The sequence below is a fragment of the Streptomyces sp. NPDC001617 genome (assembly GCF_053596855.1).
Genome location: NZ_JBSFHA010000008.1, coordinates 186196 through 203409, shown reverse-complemented (window position 1 = coordinate 203409; position 17214 = coordinate 186196). Strand labels below are relative to the sequence as shown.

The window sequence follows — 17214 nt, the reverse complement described above, 5'->3', positions numbered from 1 at the left end:
GACTCGCTCGGGGTGCCGCTCGGCGTCGAGGTCGCCGGCGTCGAGTCGGTCGGCGCGCCACTTTCGTGGCTCGGCTCTTCGTTTCGCCTGTTCAGGCGGCTGCGGAGGATACGAGATTCGAACTCGTGAGGGGTTGCCCCCAACACGCTTTCCAAGCGTGCGCCCTAGGCCTCTAGGCGAATCCTCCGCCGGAAACATTACATGACCCGGAAGGGTGCTCGCGAACTCGTTCAGGGGAGGGATGTGCCGGTGGGAGGGGCGGGCGAGAGTGCGGTGGGGATCGGGTACGCTGGGAGCAGCCCCTCACGCGGCGCTATCTGACTGAACTCCCCCAGGGCCGGAAGGCAGCAAGGGTAGGTCGGCTCTGGCGGGTGCGTGGGGGGTCTTCTGCGTTCCGGGGGTGTGGGGGACAGGTCCCGGCGGTGGGCGTCCAGGAAGATCCGCTCGTCCGCGTAGACGGCCAGGAAGAAGACCAGCGCCACGCCCAGGCCGATCACGGACGGGTGGTGGCCCGTGGTGGGGGCCAACACCGCCGTCATGGCCAGCCACAGGAAGACGTTGGGCGTGTTCTGCGTGATGAACATGTCGCGGCCGAGCCCGGTGCCGTGCGGGCGCAGGCGGAGGAAGAAGGCCGTCAGGAGGCGCAGGGCCGAGAGGGCGGCCGCCGTCACCGTCATCGTGAGGGCCAGGTGGGCGTCCAGTGGCGTCGTCAGGCCCGTCGGCGGGGTGAGCGCGAACGTGGCCATGCCCGCCAAGGGGATCAGGGCCAGGCCGCATAGCCAGTTCCAGTTGGTGCTGAGGGCGCCCGCGCGGATCGGGTCGCGGCGGCGCAGCGCCTGGGCGGTCGCGCCGGGGAGCACCAGCGCCGCGAGCAGGACGGCCGCGTAGGAGAGGAGCGCCGGCTCGAGGGTGATGAGGGTGTGGGCCTTCTCACTGCCGGCCGGCAGTACGACCAGGGGGAGGGCCAGGCCCGTCAGCAGCAGCGCGGGGAGAGCCAGGGACGCGGCCACCGTGTGCCGTATCGCGCGCGGGCGGGCGTTCGGGATCTGGGTTTCGTCGCAGCGGGGCCCCGGCATCCGCCTCCGTCCCGGCCATGGCCTCGGGGCGGTCCGTGTTGTCAGTGGGCGCCTATAACCTCGTATGCGTGTCGTCTCTCGCGCTGTACCGCCGCTATCGCCCGGAGTCGTTCGCCGAGGTCATCGGGCAGGAGCATGTCACCGACCCGTTGCAGCAGGCGCTGCGGAACAACCGGGTCAATCACGCGTACCTGTTCAGCGGGCCGCGCGGATGCGGCAAGACGACCAGCGCGCGCATCCTCGCCCGCTGTCTGAACTGCGAGCAGGGGCCTACGCCGACACCGTGCGGCGAGTGCCAGTCGTGCCGTGACCTGGCGCGCAACGGGCCCGGCTCCATCGACGTCATCGAGATCGACGCGGCTTCGCACGGCGGTGTGGACGACGCCCGTGAGCTGCGCGAGAAGGCCTTCTTCGGCCCCGCCGCCAGCCGCTACAAGATCTACATCATCGACGAGGCCCACATGGTCACGTCGGCCGGCTTCAACGCGCTGCTGAAGGTCGTCGAGGAGCCCCCGGAGCACCTCAAGTTCATCTTCGCCACGACCGAGCCCGAGAAGGTCATCGGCACCATCCGCTCCCGGACCCACCACTACCCTTTCCGCCTCGTGCCGCCCGGCACCCTGCGCGAGTACCTGGGTGAGGTGTGCGGGAAGGAGAACATCCCGGTCGAGGACGGCGTGCTGCCCCTCGTCGTCCGGGCCGGCCAGGGCTCCGTGCGTGACTCCATGTCCGTCATGGACCAGCTGCTCGCCGGAGCGCGGGAGGAAGGCGTGACGTATGCCATGGCCACCTCCCTCCTCGGCTACACCGACGGCTCGCTCCTCGACTCCGTGGTCGAGGCCTTCGCGACCGGTGACGGCGCGGCCGCCTTCGAGGTCGTCGACCATGTCATCGAGGGCGGCAACGACCCGCGCCGCTTCGTCGCCGACCTGCTGGAGCGCCTGCGGGACCTGGTGATCCTCGCCGCCGTGCCGGACGCCGCGGAGAAGGGGCTCATCGACGCCCCCGCCGACGTCATCGAGCGCATGCAGGCCCAGGCGAGCACCTTCGGAGCGGCGGAACTCAGCCGCGCCGCCGACCTCGTCAACGAGGGCCTGACCGAGATGCGCGGCGCCAACTCGCCCCGCCTCCAGCTCGAACTCATCTGCGCGCGCGTGCTGCTCCCGGCCGCATACGGGGACGAGCGCTCGGTGATGGCCCGCCTGGACCGGATCGAGCGCGGCGTGAACCTCGCGGGCGCCGGCGCGATGCCCGCCATGGGCTATGTGCCGGGCCCGGAGGCACATGGAGGCGCGATGCAGGGCGGCGCCGGTGGTCCCGGGATGCCCGGTGGCCCCGGTGGCGCTGGAATGGCGGGCGGTGGGGTGCCGGGCGGCCCCGGTGGTGTCGGCATGCCCGGCGGCGGTGCACCGGTCCCGCCCGGGGGCGGCCCGGCCGCTGCCCGTGCGGCGGTACGGGGTTCGGGCGCGCCGAGCGGCGGCAGCGCTACGGCACCTGCGGCGGGCGTGGGCGGCCCCGGACAGGCCGGCCAGGGCACCTCGGCTGCCGGACAGGCCGGCCAGGCCGCGCAGCCTCCCGTGCAGCCCGGCCACGGAGCCCCCGCTCCCACCCCTGCTCCCACCCCCGCAGCCACCCCGCCCCAGCCGGCACCGGAACCCACCCCGCAGCCCCAGCCCACGCCGGCCCCCGCCCCGGCGGCCGCCGCCCCCGGCGCCTGGCCCACCGCGGCCACCGCCGGCAGCGGCCGACGCCCGGGCGGCTGGCCGACGGCGACACCGGCGGGCGCCGGACAACCCCCCGCGGCCGTACAGCCCAGTGCGCCCCCGCCCGCCGCCACCCCACCGTCGGCCACCCCCGCGGCGGCTGCCGCCTACGCGCCCCCGAGCGGCGGCCTCGACCCCCGCATGCTCTGGCCGAACATCCTGGAAGCGGTCAAGAACCGCCGCCGCTTCACCTGGATCCTGCTCAGCCAGAACGCCCAGGTGGCCGGCTTCGACGGCACCACCCTCCAACTGGGCTTCGTCAACGCGGGAGCCCGCGACAACTTCGTCAGCAGCGGCAGCGAGGACGTGCTGAAGCAGTCGCTGGCGGAGCAGTTCAACGTCCAGTGGAAGATCGAGGCGGTCGTCGACCCGACGGGCGGCTCCGCACCGATGCCGCCCGGCGCCCCGTCGGGCTCGACCGGCTTCAACGGCGGCCACGGCGCAGGCGCCACAGGCTCCGGTGGCTACGGGGCCGCCGGCACCGGAAGCGGTTACGGCAGCGGCGGCACCGGCGGCGCCACAGCGGGCTACGGCACCGCTACGACCGCCCAGCGCCCGGCATCCCCCCAGCCCACGGTGACCACCTCCACGACCCCCGCGGCAGCCGCCGCTCCCGCCCCGTCCCCGGCACCCCGGCCGTCGGCTGCGGAGCCACCCCCGGTCTCCATCGAGGACGACATCCCCGAGGACGATGACCCCGACCTGAACGAGTCGGCGCTCTCGGGCCACGAACTGATCGTGCGGGAGCTGGGGGCGACCGTGATGGAGGAGTTCACGAACGAGTAGCGGGGCTTCTCGGTTGTCTGAGGGACGGTCACCCCCACCCAACGGCGCCGACTTGGAGGAACGCACAGCTCACCAACCCCCGCCCCCTCGGCACTCCACACGGAAACCCCGTTAGGCTGACCCCCGTGAAGGTCCTCGTCATCGGTAGCGGCGCCCGCGAACACGCCCTGTGCCGTTCCCTCTCCCTCGACCCCGACGTCACCGCCCTGCACTGCGCGCCGGGCAACGCCGGCATCGCCGAGGTGGCCGAGCTGCACCAGGTCGACGCCCTGGACGGCACAGCCGTATCCGCGCTCGCCGAACGGCTCGGCGCCGACCTGGTGGTCGTGGGACCGGAGGCGCCGCTCGTCGCCGGAGTCGCGGACGCCGTGCGCGAGGCGGGGATCCCGGTCTTCGGCCCCTCCGGAGAGGCGGCACAGCTCGAGGGCTCCAAGGCCTTCGCGAAGGAGGTCATGGCGGGGGCCGGCGTCCCCACGGCCCGCTCCTACGTCTGCACCACCCCGGACGAGGTCGACACGGCCCTCGACGCCTTCGGCGCTCCCTACGTCGTCAAGGACGACGGCCTGGCCGCCGGCAAGGGCGTGGTCGTCACCCCGGACCTCGACGCCGCCCGCGCCCACGCCAACTCCTGTGAGCGCGTCGTCATCGAGGAGTTCCTCGACGGCCCCGAGGTCTCCCTCTTCGCCATCACCGACGGCGAGACGGTCCTCCCGCTCCAGCCCGCCCAGGACTTCAAGCGCGCCCTCGACGGCGACGAGGGCCCGAACACCGGCGGCATGGGCGCGTACTCGCCGCTCCCCTGGGCCGACCCGAAGCTCGTCCAAGAGGTCCTCGACACCGTCCTGCAGCCCACGGTCGACGAGATGCGCCGCCGCGGCACCCCCTTCTCCGGTCTTCTCTACGCCGGCCTCGCGATCACCTCACGCGGCGTCCGGGTCATCGAGTTCAACGCCCGCTTCGGCGACCCCGAGACCCAGGTGGTGCTGGCCCGTCTGAAGACCCCGCTGGCCGGCGTCCTGCTCGCGGCGGCGAACGGCACCCTCGAGGACCTGCCGCCCCTGCGCTGGAGCGAGGACGCCGCGGTCACCGTGGTCGTCGCCTCGCACAACTACCCCGGCACCCCGCGCACCGGCGACCCGATCACCGGCCTCGACCAGGTCGCCGCCGAGGACGCCCCGCACGCCTACGTGCTGCACGCGGGCACCAGGCACGACGGCGATGCGGTGGTCAGCGCGGGCGGCCGCGTCCTGTCCGTCACGGCCATCGGCAAGGACCTCAGCAAGGCCCGCGACCGCGCGTACCAGGCGCTCTCCCGCATTCACCTGGACGGCTCCCAGCACCGCACGGACATCGCGGCGAAGGCGGCGGCAGGCGCCTGATCCGACTCGGCCCGGACTCCCCGCCGGAGTGAACCCCGCAGGCCCCGCATCCGTCTTCGGATACGGGGCCTGTCGCCGTCCCCACCTCGGTCGTCTCCCGCCCGCCACTCTTAGAACCTGAGTCAAAAACAGAGGCCTGATCCTCGCAGTCCGTCATCCACCTCTGACCAAAGCCATTCCATCGAGTGAGCGCTCCCTCATACGGCTGACGAGGCCCCGGGCCCCAACTAGGGTGCGGCGCAAGCGTTCCGGCACTTGGCCCACCGGCATTGCGATGTCAGTGGCGGGTGCCACAGTGGGGGAGTGAGCAACGCCAGGACAGCAGGGCTGCCAGCACAGCTGGGGAGGGGGTGAGGTCCGGTCGTGACCGGTACCGGTATGGGTGTGGAAGCGGGCGCGCAGGCCGCGCGCTCGAGGGCTCTCGCCGTGCTGCGCATCCGCAGCCGCGCGCTGGCCGTGGCGCTGCTGCCCGCGGCGGCCGCCGTGATCCTGCTGGCCGGTGATTCCACGGGCCACCTCGTGGGCCCGGTCTGGCACGCCGCCCGCTGGGCGGTGACTCCCGTCGCGGTCGTCGTGCTGCTCGCCGCCGGGGCCATCGCCCTGGTCGTCGCCCGGGCCCGCCCGGCCGTGAGCCCGACGGTCCCCATTCCGGAGGACTCGGCGCCGGACCTGTATCGCATGGTGCGCGACCTGGCCGACCGCCTGGACGTTCCCGCCCCCTCCGCGATAGCGCTCACCCCGGACTGCGACAGCTGGCTGGAGGACCGCACCCACCCGGCCCACGGCCCGCCCCCGCGCGAGGACCGCGACGAGCTGGCGGGCGTACGGGGGCCGCACCGCCGTAGCACCGCGGCCCCCGTTCTGGTCATCGGCTCGCCGTTCCTGTGGTGGATGCGGGTGGGCGAGCTGCGCGCGGTGCTGGCTCCGGTCGTCGCCGGTACGGGCCCGTCCGCGCACCCCGACATAGCCGCGGCCCGCCGCTTCGTGCGCGGGCTGGACGCCGCGGTGGCCGTCGCCGCCACGCCGGGCCGCTGCCCAGTGACCCGCGTCGTCTGCGCGGGGCTCGGTGTGGTGGCGCGCCTCCTGCTCCGCAGCTGCCGGGAGCATGCGGCGCTGATGGAGCGCGGGGTCGCGGCCGCGGCGGCGGAGCGTGCACAGGCCGTGGACTACGGCCTGCGCATTGTCGCCCAGGAACAGGTGGGCCTGGCCTACGCGGGCTGGGACCGCCTCCTCACCCGGGTCGCGCTCCCCGCCTGGCGCATGGGCCGCTGGCCCTCCCGTCTGGACGCGGGCGTCGTCGCGGCCCTCACCGAACTCTCCCGCCGGGACCGCCTGGCCGAGGGCTTCGCCTCCCGCCTGGGCGAACGCCCGGCCTGCGACCTCCTCGAAGAGCCCGGCGCGATCGACGAGGCCGCCTCCCTCCTCGCCGCCCGCCTCTTCCACGGCGGCCCCGCCGAGCGCGGCCCCGACTGGTCCCCGGTGGACTGGCAGGAGTACCCGGAGGAGGTGGTGGACCGCAAATGGCGCACCGACGCGGCCCGCCTGCACCGAGTCCTGGACACGCTGGGCGTGATCCACAGAGCCGACCCGACCACCCCGGATCCGGACGGCCCGACACTGTCGAGAATCCTGGACCATTTGACGGCTCCGCCGACGGGAACAGCCGCTCCACCCCAGGACACGAAACCCGACGGGCCGAGCGAGCCCCCGCCCGTCGGCGCGGGCGAGCCGCGGCGCGCCGTCGCGAACGAACCCGCGGCCGCCGACGGCGAATCCGCCCCACAGGGGCCACCCGCGCCCGACGACGAAAGCGGTGCGGGTGGTGCAGGTAATGCGAGTGGTGCAGGTAATGCGGGTAGTACGAATGGTGCGGGTGGGAACGCGATGGTCGAAGCCGAAGCCGAAGCCGAGAACGAGCGCGCAACCACCCTCGCCGCAGCCCTCACCGCCCAACTCGCCCGCGAGGAAGCCACCGCAACCACCCCCACCCCGACCCTCACCGCCCCCTGGGACGAGGCCACCCTCCCCCTCTTCCCGCTCCAGCCCCCGCGCACGGCCCGAGAACTCCTCACCGACCACGTCACCGCCATGATCTGCTGCGCCGCCATGGACACCGCGGGCGCCAGCCCCGGCCTGGACTGGCTCGACGGCCCCACCCTCCTCCTCGACGGCGAGCGCGCCGCCGACCTCGCCCCCCGAGTCCTCAGCCTCGTCGAGGACGGCGACCCGGCCCCCCTCCGCAGCTGGCTCCGCGAGTCGGGCATACGCCCGGAGAAACCCGTGCGCCTCGTCTGACGCCCCGCACCTCATCGACGTACCGGAACACCTCGTTCCACTTTCGGTCAATTCGCAACGAACTGTGACCACATGCGTGCGTAATGTGATGTGCTGGGACCGATCCCGCACATGGCAAGGGCTTACGGCACAGGACACGCGACCACGGGGGCATGAGGGAGGGGAGCGACCATGGGGTCGGAGCAGATCCGCCGCTGGGAATCCGGAGCACTGGCACACGCCGTGACCGACCCCTTCGGTCAGGGCCCCGTCCCCTGGCTCCGCGGCAACGTCACGTACTTCGACGACACCGGCCAGGTGGTCCCCTGGTACGTCGACGGCCAGGCCCATCCCCCGGGCGCCGACATCCCCCGCGTCCCGGCGCCGCGCTCCGCCGGCGGCCCCCGTTCCGCCGACGACGTCCGCCGCCAGATCAAGGGCTTCACCTCCACCGGCGCCGTCGCCCCCGGCGAGGCCGTCGACTTCCACATCACGGTCGACCCGCCGCAGGAGTTCGGCGTGGACATCTACCGCATCGGCCACTACGGCGGTGACGGCGCGTCCAAGATCACCACCAGTCCCCGTCTCTCCGGCATCGTCCAGCCCCCGCCGCTCACCGCGGACCGCACGGTCTCCTGCCACCACTGGTGGCTGTCCTGGCGCCTGCAGATCCCGTCGTACTGGAGCATCGGCGCCTATGTCGCCGTCCTGACCACCGCCGACGGCTACCGCTCCCACATCCCCTTCACGGTCCGCGACCGGCACCCCGCCGACCTGCTCCTGCTCCTGCCCGACGTGACCTGGCAGGCGTACAATCTCTACCCGGAGGACGGCCGCACCGGCGCCAGCCTCTACCACGCCTGGGACGAGGGCGGCCGTCTCCTCGGCGAGTCCGACGCCGCGACCACGGTCTCCTTCGACCGCCCGTACGCCGGCGCCGGCCTCCCCCTCCACGTGGGCCACGCCTACGACTTCATCCGCTGGGCCGAGCGCTACGGCTACGACGTCGCCTACGCCGACGCCCGCGACCTGCACGCGGGCCATGTCGACCCCACCCGCTACCGCGGTCTGGTCTTCCCGGGCCACGACGAGTACTGGTCGGCCCCTATGCGCCGCACCGTGGAGCTGGCCCGGGAGAACGGCACCTCGCTCGTCTTCCTCTCCGCCAACACCATGTACTGGCAGGTGGAGTTGGGCCCCTCCCCGTCCGGCGTCCCCGACCGTCTGCTCACCTGCCGAAAGCGCAAGGGCCCCGGCAAACCCGTCCTCTGGCGCGAAATCGACCGCCCCGAGCAGCAGGTGGTGGGCATCCAGTACGCGGGCCGGGTCCCCGAGCCCCATCCCCTGATCGTCCGTAACGCCGACCACTGGCTGTGGGATGCGACCGGCGCCCATGAGGGCGACGAGATCGAGGGGCTGGTCGCCGGTGAGGCCGACCGCTACTTCCCGCGCACCCCGCTGCCGGAGCACGAGGACCGCATCCTGCTCGCGCACTCCCCGTACGCCGACTCCGAGGGCGTCCTCCGTCACCAGGAGACGTCCCTCTACCGCGCCCCCTCCGGAGCCCTGATCTTCGCGTCCGGGACCTTCGCCTGGTCCCCGTCCCTGGACCGTCCGGGCCACGTCGACCCCCGTGTCCAGCGCGCCACGGCGAACCTCCTGGACCGCATCTGCAAACGTGACTGAACCCGGCCCGAGAGCCCCGGCCCAAGCCCGATCTCCGGCATAAGGGAGAATCGAGCCCATTGGACAGAACCACGGGGAGGAACCGTGTCCGGATTCGTAGAAAAGCCCGAGCCGATTCAGGTCCCGGGCTTGGTACACCTGCACACCGGCAAGGTGCGCGAGCTGTACCAGAACGAGGCCGGCGACCTCGTGATGGTCGCCAGTGACCGTATGTCCGCCTTCGACTGGGTGCTGCCGACGGAGATCCCGGACAAGGGCCGCGTCCTCACCCAGCTCTCGCTGTGGTGGTTCGACCAGCTCCGTGATCTGATCCCGCACCACGTCCTCAGCACCGAACTGCCGGCCGACGCCCCCGCCGACTGGGCGGGCCGCACCCTCATCTGCAAGTCGCTCCAGATGGTCCCGGTCGAGGCCGTGGCCCGCGGCTATCTCACCGGCTCGGGCCTGCTGGAGTACAACGAGTCCCGTACCGTCTGCGGGCTCGCCCTCCCCGAGGGGCTGGTCGACGGCAGCGAGCTGCCCGCCCCGATCTTCACCCCGGCCACCAAGGCCGCCGTCGGCGAGCACGACGAGAACGTCTCCTACGAGGAGGTCGCCCGCCAGGTCGGCGCCGACACCGCCGCCCAGCTGCGCCAGGCGACCCTCGCCGTCTACTCCCGCGCCCGGGACATCGCCCGCGACCGCGGGATCATCCTCGCGGACACCAAGTTCGAGTTCGGCTTCGAGGGGGAGACGCTCGTCATCGCCGACGAGGTCCTCACCCCGGACTCCTCCCGCTTCTGGCCGGCCGACCAGTGGCAGCCGGGGCGCGCGCAGCCGTCGTACGACAAGCAGTTCGTGCGCGACTGGCTGACCTCGCCGGCCTCGGGCTGGGACCGGAAGAGCGAGCAGCCCCCGCCGCCGCTGCCGGAGGACGTCGTGGCCGCGACCCGGGCGAAGTACGTGGAGGCGTACGAGCGCTTGACGGGCACGGCCTGGAGCTAGTGCTGTGACCGGATGGGTTCACCGTTTTCCGTCCGGTGGCGGCGTCTACGCCGTTCGGATGGGTGGGCCGTATCCATCCGGCGTGGGGAGGCACGGTGGGACTGCTCGTCAGGGGCGGCCGTGGACCCCGAGGCCGCCGGAGACGATGAGGTTGTCGCCGGTGAGGTAGCCGGCGGCGTCCGAGGCGAGGAAGGCCACGGCTTCGGCGATGTCGGCGGGAGCGCCGACGCGGCCGAGCGGGACGCCCTCAGCCCAGGAGTCGATCATTTCCTGGGAGACGCCCATCTTGCTGTAGGCAGGGGTGTTGATCAGTCCTGGGCTGACGGCGTTGACGCGGATGCGGCGGGGGGCGAGTTCGAGCGCGAGGGACCGCATGAGGGGCACCAGAGCGCCCTTGGCGGCCGTCATGGCGGCTCCGAGCCCTTCGCCGGCGCCCACGGTGAACACGACCGAGGCACCCTCGTTGAGGAGCGGGAGCGCCTTCTGCAGGGTGAAGAAGGTGCCCTTGACGTTGATGTCGAACAGGGCATCGAAGGCGTCTTCGTCGGTTGACTCGATCGGGCCGGGACGGGAGATGCCCGCGTTGAGGAAGAGCAGGTCGAGGGAGCCGAAGTGCCGGCGTGCCTGCTCCATCGCATGGTCGATGTCCGGCAGGGACCGTGCATCGGCCCGAACGACCGTGACGCCTTCGGGAAGTCCGGCGTGGGCGATATTGCTGACGCCGGTGACCATGACGCGGTAGCCGCGAGAGTGGAGCAGTTCAGCGGTCGCCTTGCCGATGCCGCTGGTTCCACCGGTGATCAAAGCTGCAGGTGCAGACATGATGCGTTCCTTTGCGTGCTTCTGGGAGGTGGGGGGATCGGTGAGCGGCGCCGGTCCGTGGGGCGATGGGCTGTACCGCGACGGTCACCGTTGGCAGCGTACGACTGCTTGGCAGTAGCTGCCAAGTTGCACGCAAGCGCCACTCTGGCAGTACTGGGTTAATCTGGTGACATGAAGCAGGAAGCCAAGACAGCGACGGGTGCACCGACCACGCTGTGGGACCGGACACGGCAGCTGGCCTCCCGGGAGATCCTCGAGACGGCTCTGCGCCTGTTCACCGAGCAGGGCTACGACGAGACGACCATCGCCCAGATCGCCCGAGAGGCCGGCGTCTCCCAGCGCACCCTCTTCCGCTACTTCGGTACCAAGGAAGACCTTCTCGGCGGCGACCAGGACCGGTTCGGGCAAGTCCTGACGGACACGATCAGCGAACTGTCGGCCGAAGTCGGTGTCTGGGAGGCCCTGCGCGCAGGGGTCGCTGCCGTACTGGCCCTGCATGACAGCCGCGAGCAGGCCCTGGAGCGGTTCCGTCTCCTGCACAACACCGCCTCGCTGCGTGCCGGTTGGCTCGAGAAGCGGCTGCGGTTCCAGGAGGACCTGCTGCCGCTCGTCGAAGCGCGCATGGACGCTCCTGTCGGCAGCGCGGATCCGAGGGCCCGCGCGGTGATCGCGACGGCGTTCGCGTGCCTGGATGCCGCGTCGATGACGTGGGTCGACAACGGCGGCAAGGGCGACATCATCGACCTGTACGACGAATGCCTGGCCGCAGTGCGCGGCTGACCCGCGGCGACCGGCCGGCCCGGAATCCGTGGTCCGACAGCGCCGAACTCGTCGGTCTGCGGGCCTGGCCGTATCACCAGTGACGCTGAGGTCGGTCAGCACCACCCCGGTGATCGTTTCCGGTCACAGCACCAGGGACATGAGAAGACCCCGGTCCAGTGGACCGGGGTCTTCTTCCCGAGCGGACGACGAGGCTCGAACTCGCGACCTCAACCTTGGCAAGGTTGCGCTCTACCAACTGAGCTACGTCCGCACTGCGCCGTGGCGCGGAGTTCACTATACCCAACCTCGCTCGCGGGCGAGCCGCACGGCAGCGTGACGGTTTTCCGCACCGAGTGTGGAGACGGCCGACGAGAGACAGGTGCGGACCGTCCGCTGCGACAGCGCGGCCCGCTCGGCGATCTCCGCGACCGGCGCGCCGCCGGCGGCCAGTTCCGGTACCTCGGCCTCCCGGGCGGTCGCCGAGGAGGCCCCGGCGGCGATGGCGGCGGCCGCCAACTCCGGGTCCGCATACCGCTGTCCGGCATGCACCGTCCGGATGATCTCCGCGAGCCGCTGGGCGCTGACGGTCCTGGGGACGAACCCGCGCACACCCGCCGCATGCGCTCGCTTCAGATGCCCGGGCCGCCCATGTCCGGTCACGATCAGCACCTGGCAGCCGTGCAGTTCGGCGCACAGGGATGTGGCGACCTTCACACCGTCCACGCCCGGCATCTGAAGATCCGGTACCGCCACATCCGGTTCGTGTGCCCTCCCCATCGCCATCGCCATCGCCATCGTCATTGCCATCGCCTCCGGCCCGCTCGCCGCCTCGGGCGACGACCGCGAGGTCGTCCTCCGGCGCGAGCAGCGCGGCCGGCGCACCCCGGATGAGGCGTTCGTCGTCGGTGAGCAGTCCGCACCTCGGGCTTGCCCAGCAGCGCGAGCGCCAGGTCCAGCCGCCGTCGTTCACCCCCGGACCACTGCTTCACCCGTACGGGGGCCCGCCCCACGAGCCCGACCGGGGCGAGGGCCTCCTCCTCCGGCCGGGCCTCGCTCACACACCCCGCCCACATCCGCGCGGTCTCCGCCACGGTCGCCTCGGACGGAAGCCTGCGTCATTGGTGCCGAGCAGCGCGAAGATCTCGCCGCGGTCCACGGAAAACGTGATTGCGCGCACCGCCTCGAACCCGCCCCGTACACACGCCGGTAGGTCGGTGACCTCAATCACGTGTCCGTGTTTGTTCGTGCCCATGGCCTACGAAAAAGACCCCGGTCCAGTGGACCGGGGTCTTACTCCTGAGCGGACGACGAGGTTCGAACTCGCGACCTCAACCTTGGCAAGGTTGCGCTCTACCAACTGAGCTACGTCCGCATTGCCTCCGACCGGCTCCCACCGATCGGCGCGAGCACCAGCCTACCTGATCCTCCCCCAGAGGGGGTGCCCCCAGAGTGGTCCGGACCGGCGGTGCAGAGCGGGTGACAGGAATTGCACACTGCGCCTTCCCCCTGGAAGGGGGATGTTCTGCTACTGAACTACACCCGCATGTACTCCGTGGGCCGGGCCTTTCGGCCTCGCCCCTCGGCGTGCTCCAGACTCTAGCTGACCGGATGGGGTGCAACGCAAGTCGGTTGTCCCGAGGGGCGGATGACCGGCTGTCGGTCCAAGGCGCCTGCCCGGCTCACTGCGCCGCGCTGAACGCCTCGTAGACCTTCTTGGGGATACGGCCGCGAGCCGGCACGTCCATCTTGTTGGCCTGTGCCCAGGCCCGGACGGCGGCCGGATCGGGGGCGACCTCCGTCTGTCGGTAGGTCTTGCCCGACTTCGACCGCTTGCGACCCGCCTCCACGTAGGGCTCGAGCGCCTTACGCAGTTTCTTGGCATTGGCTTGATTCAGGTCGATCTCGTACGACTTGCCGTCGAGTCCGAAGGCGATCGTTTCCGCCGCTTCCGAGCCGTCGATGTCGTCAAAGAGAGTGACCACGACTTTCTGCGCCACGAATATCGGTCCCTTCGTACGGCACTTGCCAATTCATTTGTACCGTGTCCGGCAATGCATTGTGAAGCTCGACTAAATCCTTCCGCGTGTCCGAGCGCAATAGGTATCGGCTGTCGATCGTGCATCTTTCCCGGAAATTTTGGTGAACGGCCTCGTGGAGGGCTGATCGTGACCGTGGTCACGTAGATTCCTACAAGTCGACGCGCGTAGAAATTTTGTGCGGGTAGTCTGAAGACACCTGTCGGAGACACCCGCAGGAACCGCTCAGCACCACACCACCGGGAGTGCCAGTGGCACGCGTCGTAGTCGACGTCATGCTCAAGCCGGAGATCCTCGACCCCCAGGGCCAGGCGGTGCAGCGCGCACTGCCGCGGCTGGGTTTCGAAGGCATCTCCGACGTACGTCAGGGAAAGCGATTCGAACTGGAAGTTGACGGGCCGGTCGACGAGGCCGCGCTCGCCCGCATCCACGATCTTGCGGAATCCTTCCTCGCCAACACCGTGATCGAGAACTTCACCGTACGGGTCGAGGAAGTCGCGGAGGCCGTGAAGTGACCGCTCGTATTGGCGTCGTCACTTTCCCGGGCAGCCTCGACGACCGGGACACGCAGCGCGCGATCCGCCTCGCGGGCGCCGAGCCGGTCGCCCTCTGGCACAAGGACAAGGACCTCCACCAGGTCGACGCGGTGGTCCTCCCCGGCGGTTTCTCCTACGGCGACTATCTGCGGGCCGGTGCCATCTCCCGCTTCTCGCCGGTGATGGAGACGGTCATCGAGCAGGCGAAGGCCGGCCTCCCGGTCCTCGGCATCTGCAACGGCTTCCAGATCCTGACCGAGGCCCACCTCCTCCCGGGCGGGATGCTCGGCAACGACCACCTCCACTTCATCTGCCGCGACCAGAAGCTGCGGGTGGAGAACGCGGACACCGCCTGGACCGTCGACTACGAGTCCGGCCAGGAGATCCACATCCCGCTGAAGAACATGGACGGCCGGTACGTCGCCGACGAGTACACCCTCGACAAGCTCGAGGCGGAGGGGCGCGTCGCCTTCCGGTACGTGGACTTCAACCCGAACGGCTCGCTGCGGGACATCGCCGGCATCACCAACGAGGCCGGGAACGTCGTAGGCCTCATGCCGCACCCGGAGCACGCCGTCGAGCCGCTCATCGGCTCCGGCCGCACCGACGGTCTCCCCTTCTTCACCTCGATCCTCAAGAAGCTGGTCAACGCATGAGCCGGACGCCTCTGGACACGGTCGAGCACGCGGCCGCGACCCCCGACGTCGAGCTGCCCTGGGCCGAACTCGGCCTGAAGAAGGACGAGTACGAGCGGGTCGTCGAGATCCTCGGCCGCCGGCCCACCGGCGCCGAGCTCGCCATGTACTCCGTCATGTGGTCCGAGCACTGCAGCTACAAGTCCTCGAAGGTGCACCTCCGCCAGTTCGGCGAGAAGGCCCCCCAGTCCGATGCGCTGCTCGTGGGCATCGGCGAGAACGCGGGCGTCGTCGACGTCGGCCAGGGCTACGCGGTCACCTTCAAGGTCGAGTCGCACAACCACCCGTCGTACGTGGAGCCCTATCAGGGCGCGGCCACCGGTGTCGGCGGCATCGTCCGCGACATCATCGCGATGGGTGCGCGCCCGGTCGCGGTCGTGGACCCGCTCCGCTTCGGTGCGGCCGACCACCCGGACACCAAGCGCGTGCTCCCGGGCGTGGTCGCCGGCATCGGCGGCTACGGCAACTGCCTCGGCCTCCCGAACATCGGCGGCGAGGTCGTCTTCGACGCCTGCTACCAGGGCAACCCGCTGGTCAACGCCGGTGCCATCGGTGTGATGCGGCACGAGGACATCCACCTCGCGAAGGCCTCCGGCGCGGGCAACAAGGTCATCCTGTACGGCGCCCGGACCGGCGGCGACGGCATCGGTGGCGCCTCGATCCTGGCCTCCGAGACCTTCGACGACGCCAAGCCCTCCAAGCGACCGGCGGTCCAGGTCGGCGACCCCTTCCAGGAGAAGCTCCTCATCGAGTGCACCCTGGAGGCGTTCAAGGAGAAGCTGGTCGTCGGTATCCAGGACCTGGGTGCGGCCGGTCTGTCCTGTGCCACCTCCGAGCTCGCCTCCAACGGCTCCGGCGGCATGCGCGTGACCCTGGACGACGTACCGCTGCGCGACTCGACGCTCTCGCCGGAGGAAATCCTCATGAGCGAGTCGCAGGAGCGTATGTGCGCGGTCGTGGAGCCGGCGAAGGTCGACCGGTTCCTGGAGATCTGCGACAAGTGGGATGTCATCGCGACCGTCATCGGTGAGGTCACCGACGGCGACCGGCTGGAGATCTTCTGGCACGGCGGCAAGATCGTCGACGTCGACCCGCGGACGGTCGCGCACGACGGTCCGGTCTACGAGCGCCCGTACGCCCGCCCGTCCTGGCAGGACGAGCTCCAGGCGGACGACGCGGGCAAGCTTGCGCGGCCCGCGACCTCGGCGGAGCTGAAGGACCAGGTCCTGAAGCTGGTGGGCTCTCCCAACCAGGCCTCCAAGAAGTGGATCACCTCCCAGTACGACCACTTCGTGCAGGGCAACACGGTGCTGGCCCAGCCCGAGGACTCGGGCATGATCCGCATCGACGAGGAGAGCGGCCTCGGTGTCGCCATCGCGACGGACGGCAACGGCCGCTACGCCAAGCTGGACCCGTACGCGGGCGCCCAGTTGGCGCTGTCGGAGGCCTACCGCAATGTGGCGACCACCGGCGCCAAGCCCCTCGCGGTCTCCGACTGCCTGAACTTCGGTTCGCCCGAAGACCCGGCCGTGATGTGGCAGTTCGCGGAGGCCATCCGTGGACTGGCCGACGCCTGCCAGCAGTTGGGCACCCCGGTCACCGGCGGCAATGTCTCCCTCTACAACCAGACGGGCGAGGCGGCCATCCACCCGACCCCCGTGGTCGCGGTCCTGGGTGTCATCGACGACGTCGCCCGCCGCACGCCGGTCGCCTTCCAGGAGGAGGGCCAGCTGCTCTACCTCCTCGGCGACACACGTGAGGAGTTCGGCGGTTCGGCCTGGTCGCAGGTCGTGCACGACCACCTCGGCGGCCTGCCTCCGAAGGTCGACCTGGAGCGCGAGCGCCTGCTGGCCGAGATCCTGATCTCCGCCTCCCGCGACGGCATGATCGACTCCGCGCACGACCTCTCCGACGGCGGTCTGATCCAGGCGGTCGTGGAGTCGGCGCTGCTCGGCGGCAAGGGCGCCCGCCTGATCGTCCCGGACGGTCTGGACGCCTTCACCCTCCTCTTCTCCGAGTCGGCGGGCCGCGCGGTCGTCGCCGTGCCGCGCTCCGAGGAGGTCCGCTTCAACGACATGTGCGGGGCACGCGGTCTGCCCGTCACCCGCATCGGTGTCGTGGACGGCGACAGCGTCGAGCTCCAGGGCGAGTTCGAGCTCTCCCTGGAGGAGCTGCGGAAGGCACACGAGGAGACGATCCCGGCGCTGCTCGCGTAAGTCCCTTCGGGAGTACGACGCCGAAGGCCCCGCCCGTTCCGAACGGGCGGGGCCTTCGGCATTCGGTCCCGCTGTGGCACCAGGCCACGCCCTGATCGAGGAGTACGTCGCCCGCATCGCCGCCGGCGAGAGCCCGGGAGGGGTCGTCGCGGACGCGGCCGCGGACGCCGAGCGGGCCTTCGCACTGGTCGAGCGGGGG

Annotated in this window: 11 protein-coding genes, 4 tRNA genes, 1 other RNA gene and 2 pseudogenes; 10 read left to right on the top strand and 8 right to left on the bottom strand. The window is 71.0% G+C overall.

Translation table 11 applies throughout. The features are described 5' to 3' along the window. Positions 1-102: 102 nt before the first annotated feature. Positions 103-187, bottom strand: a tRNA-Ser gene (locus ACWC09_RS09510). Positions 188-294: 107 nt separating this feature from the next. Here ACWC09_RS09510 and ffs point away from each other — a divergent pair. The 6 genes from ffs to ACWC09_RS09480 all read left to right on the top strand — a co-directional run bounded on the left by ffs (position 295) and on the right by ACWC09_RS09480 (position 9948). Then, an RNA gene (ffs, locus tag ACWC09_RS09505) (signal recognition particle sRNA small type) lies at positions 295-391 on the top strand. Positions 392-1144: 753 nt separating this feature from the next. Then, positions 1145-3625, top strand: coding sequence for a DNA polymerase III subunit gamma and tau (locus ACWC09_RS09500; RefSeq protein ID WP_450849952.1), 2481 nt, complete (start codon positions 1145-1147; stop codon positions 3623-3625). Positions 3626-3750: 125 nt separating this feature from the next. After that, a complete protein-coding gene (gene purD / locus ACWC09_RS09495; RefSeq protein WP_450849951.1) occupies positions 3751-5004 on the top strand; it encodes a phosphoribosylamine--glycine ligase in 1254 nt (417 codons plus the stop codon). A gap of 378 nt (positions 5005-5382) precedes the next feature. Then, positions 5383-7299, top strand: coding sequence for a hypothetical protein (locus ACWC09_RS09490; protein ID WP_450849962.1), 1917 nt, complete (start codon positions 5383-5385; stop codon positions 7297-7299). Between the two features lie 171 nt (positions 7300-7470). Then, a complete protein-coding gene (locus tag ACWC09_RS09485) occupies positions 7471-8964 on the top strand; it encodes a N,N-dimethylformamidase beta subunit family domain-containing protein (protein WP_450849950.1) in 1494 nt (497 codons plus the stop codon). A gap of 84 nt (positions 8965-9048) precedes the next feature. Further along, a complete protein-coding gene (locus tag ACWC09_RS09480; RefSeq protein WP_450849949.1) occupies positions 9049-9948 on the top strand; it encodes a phosphoribosylaminoimidazolesuccinocarboxamide synthase in 900 nt (299 codons plus the stop codon). A gap of 108 nt (positions 9949-10056) precedes the next feature. On the opposite strand, the gene ACWC09_RS09475 is transcribed toward ACWC09_RS09480, so the two are convergent. Beyond that, positions 10057-10770 carry an SDR family NAD(P)-dependent oxidoreductase gene (locus ACWC09_RS09475; protein WP_450849948.1) on the bottom strand — a complete coding sequence of 238 codons (714 nt, stop codon included), beginning with the start codon at positions 10768-10770 and terminating at the stop codon, positions 10057-10059. 171 nt (positions 10771-10941) lie between these two features. Between ACWC09_RS09475 and ACWC09_RS09470 the strand changes: the two genes are divergently transcribed. Then, positions 10942-11550, top strand: a complete 609-nt coding sequence (locus ACWC09_RS09470; protein WP_450849947.1) for a TetR/AcrR family transcriptional regulator — start codon at positions 10942-10944, stop codon at positions 11548-11550. A gap of 180 nt (positions 11551-11730) precedes the next feature. Here ACWC09_RS09470 and ACWC09_RS09465 read toward each other — a convergent pair. From ACWC09_RS09465 to ACWC09_RS09440, 6 genes and pseudogenes are all read right to left on the bottom strand, one after another. Beyond that, positions 11731-11803, bottom strand: a tRNA-Gly gene (locus ACWC09_RS09465). A gap of 23 nt (positions 11804-11826) precedes the next feature. Beyond that, positions 11827-12445: pseudogene (locus ACWC09_RS09460) on the bottom strand (response regulator). A 4-nt stretch (positions 12446-12449) separates the two neighbouring features. Further along, a pseudogene (locus ACWC09_RS09455) lies at positions 12450-12784 on the bottom strand (ABC transporter ATP-binding protein); the annotation flags it as partial. Positions 12785-12831: 47 nt separating this feature from the next. Next, positions 12832-12904, bottom strand: a tRNA-Gly gene (locus ACWC09_RS09450). A gap of 99 nt (positions 12905-13003) precedes the next feature. After that, a tRNA-Gly gene (locus tag ACWC09_RS09445) sits at positions 13004-13075 on the bottom strand. Positions 13076-13211: 136 nt separating this feature from the next. Beyond that, positions 13212-13529 carry a histone-like nucleoid-structuring protein Lsr2 gene (locus ACWC09_RS09440; RefSeq protein WP_450849946.1) on the bottom strand — a complete coding sequence of 106 codons (318 nt, stop codon included), beginning with the start codon at positions 13527-13529 and terminating at the stop codon, positions 13212-13214. A gap of 290 nt (positions 13530-13819) precedes the next feature. On the opposite strand from ACWC09_RS09440, the gene purS reads away from it, so the two are divergent. Genes purS through purL form a run of 3 tightly spaced genes read left to right on the top strand, consistent with a single transcriptional unit; the run spans position 13820 to position 17015 of the window. Further along, on the top strand, positions 13820-14083 hold the full coding sequence (purS, locus tag ACWC09_RS09435) for a phosphoribosylformylglycinamidine synthase subunit PurS (RefSeq protein ID WP_067445574.1): 264 nt from the start codon (positions 13820-13822) through the stop codon (positions 14081-14083). Then, positions 14080-14760: a phosphoribosylformylglycinamidine synthase subunit PurQ gene (gene purQ / locus ACWC09_RS09430; protein WP_450849945.1), complete on the top strand. Its 681-nt coding sequence runs from the start codon at positions 14080-14082 to the stop codon at positions 14758-14760. Before purS ends, purQ begins: the two co-directional genes overlap by 4 nt. Continuing rightward, positions 14757-17015: a phosphoribosylformylglycinamidine synthase subunit PurL gene (gene purL / locus ACWC09_RS09425; protein WP_450849944.1), complete on the top strand. Its 2259-nt coding sequence runs from the start codon at positions 14757-14759 to the stop codon at positions 17013-17015. Before purQ ends, purL begins: the two co-directional genes overlap by 4 nt. The last annotated feature ends 199 nt before the right edge of the window (positions 17016-17214 follow it).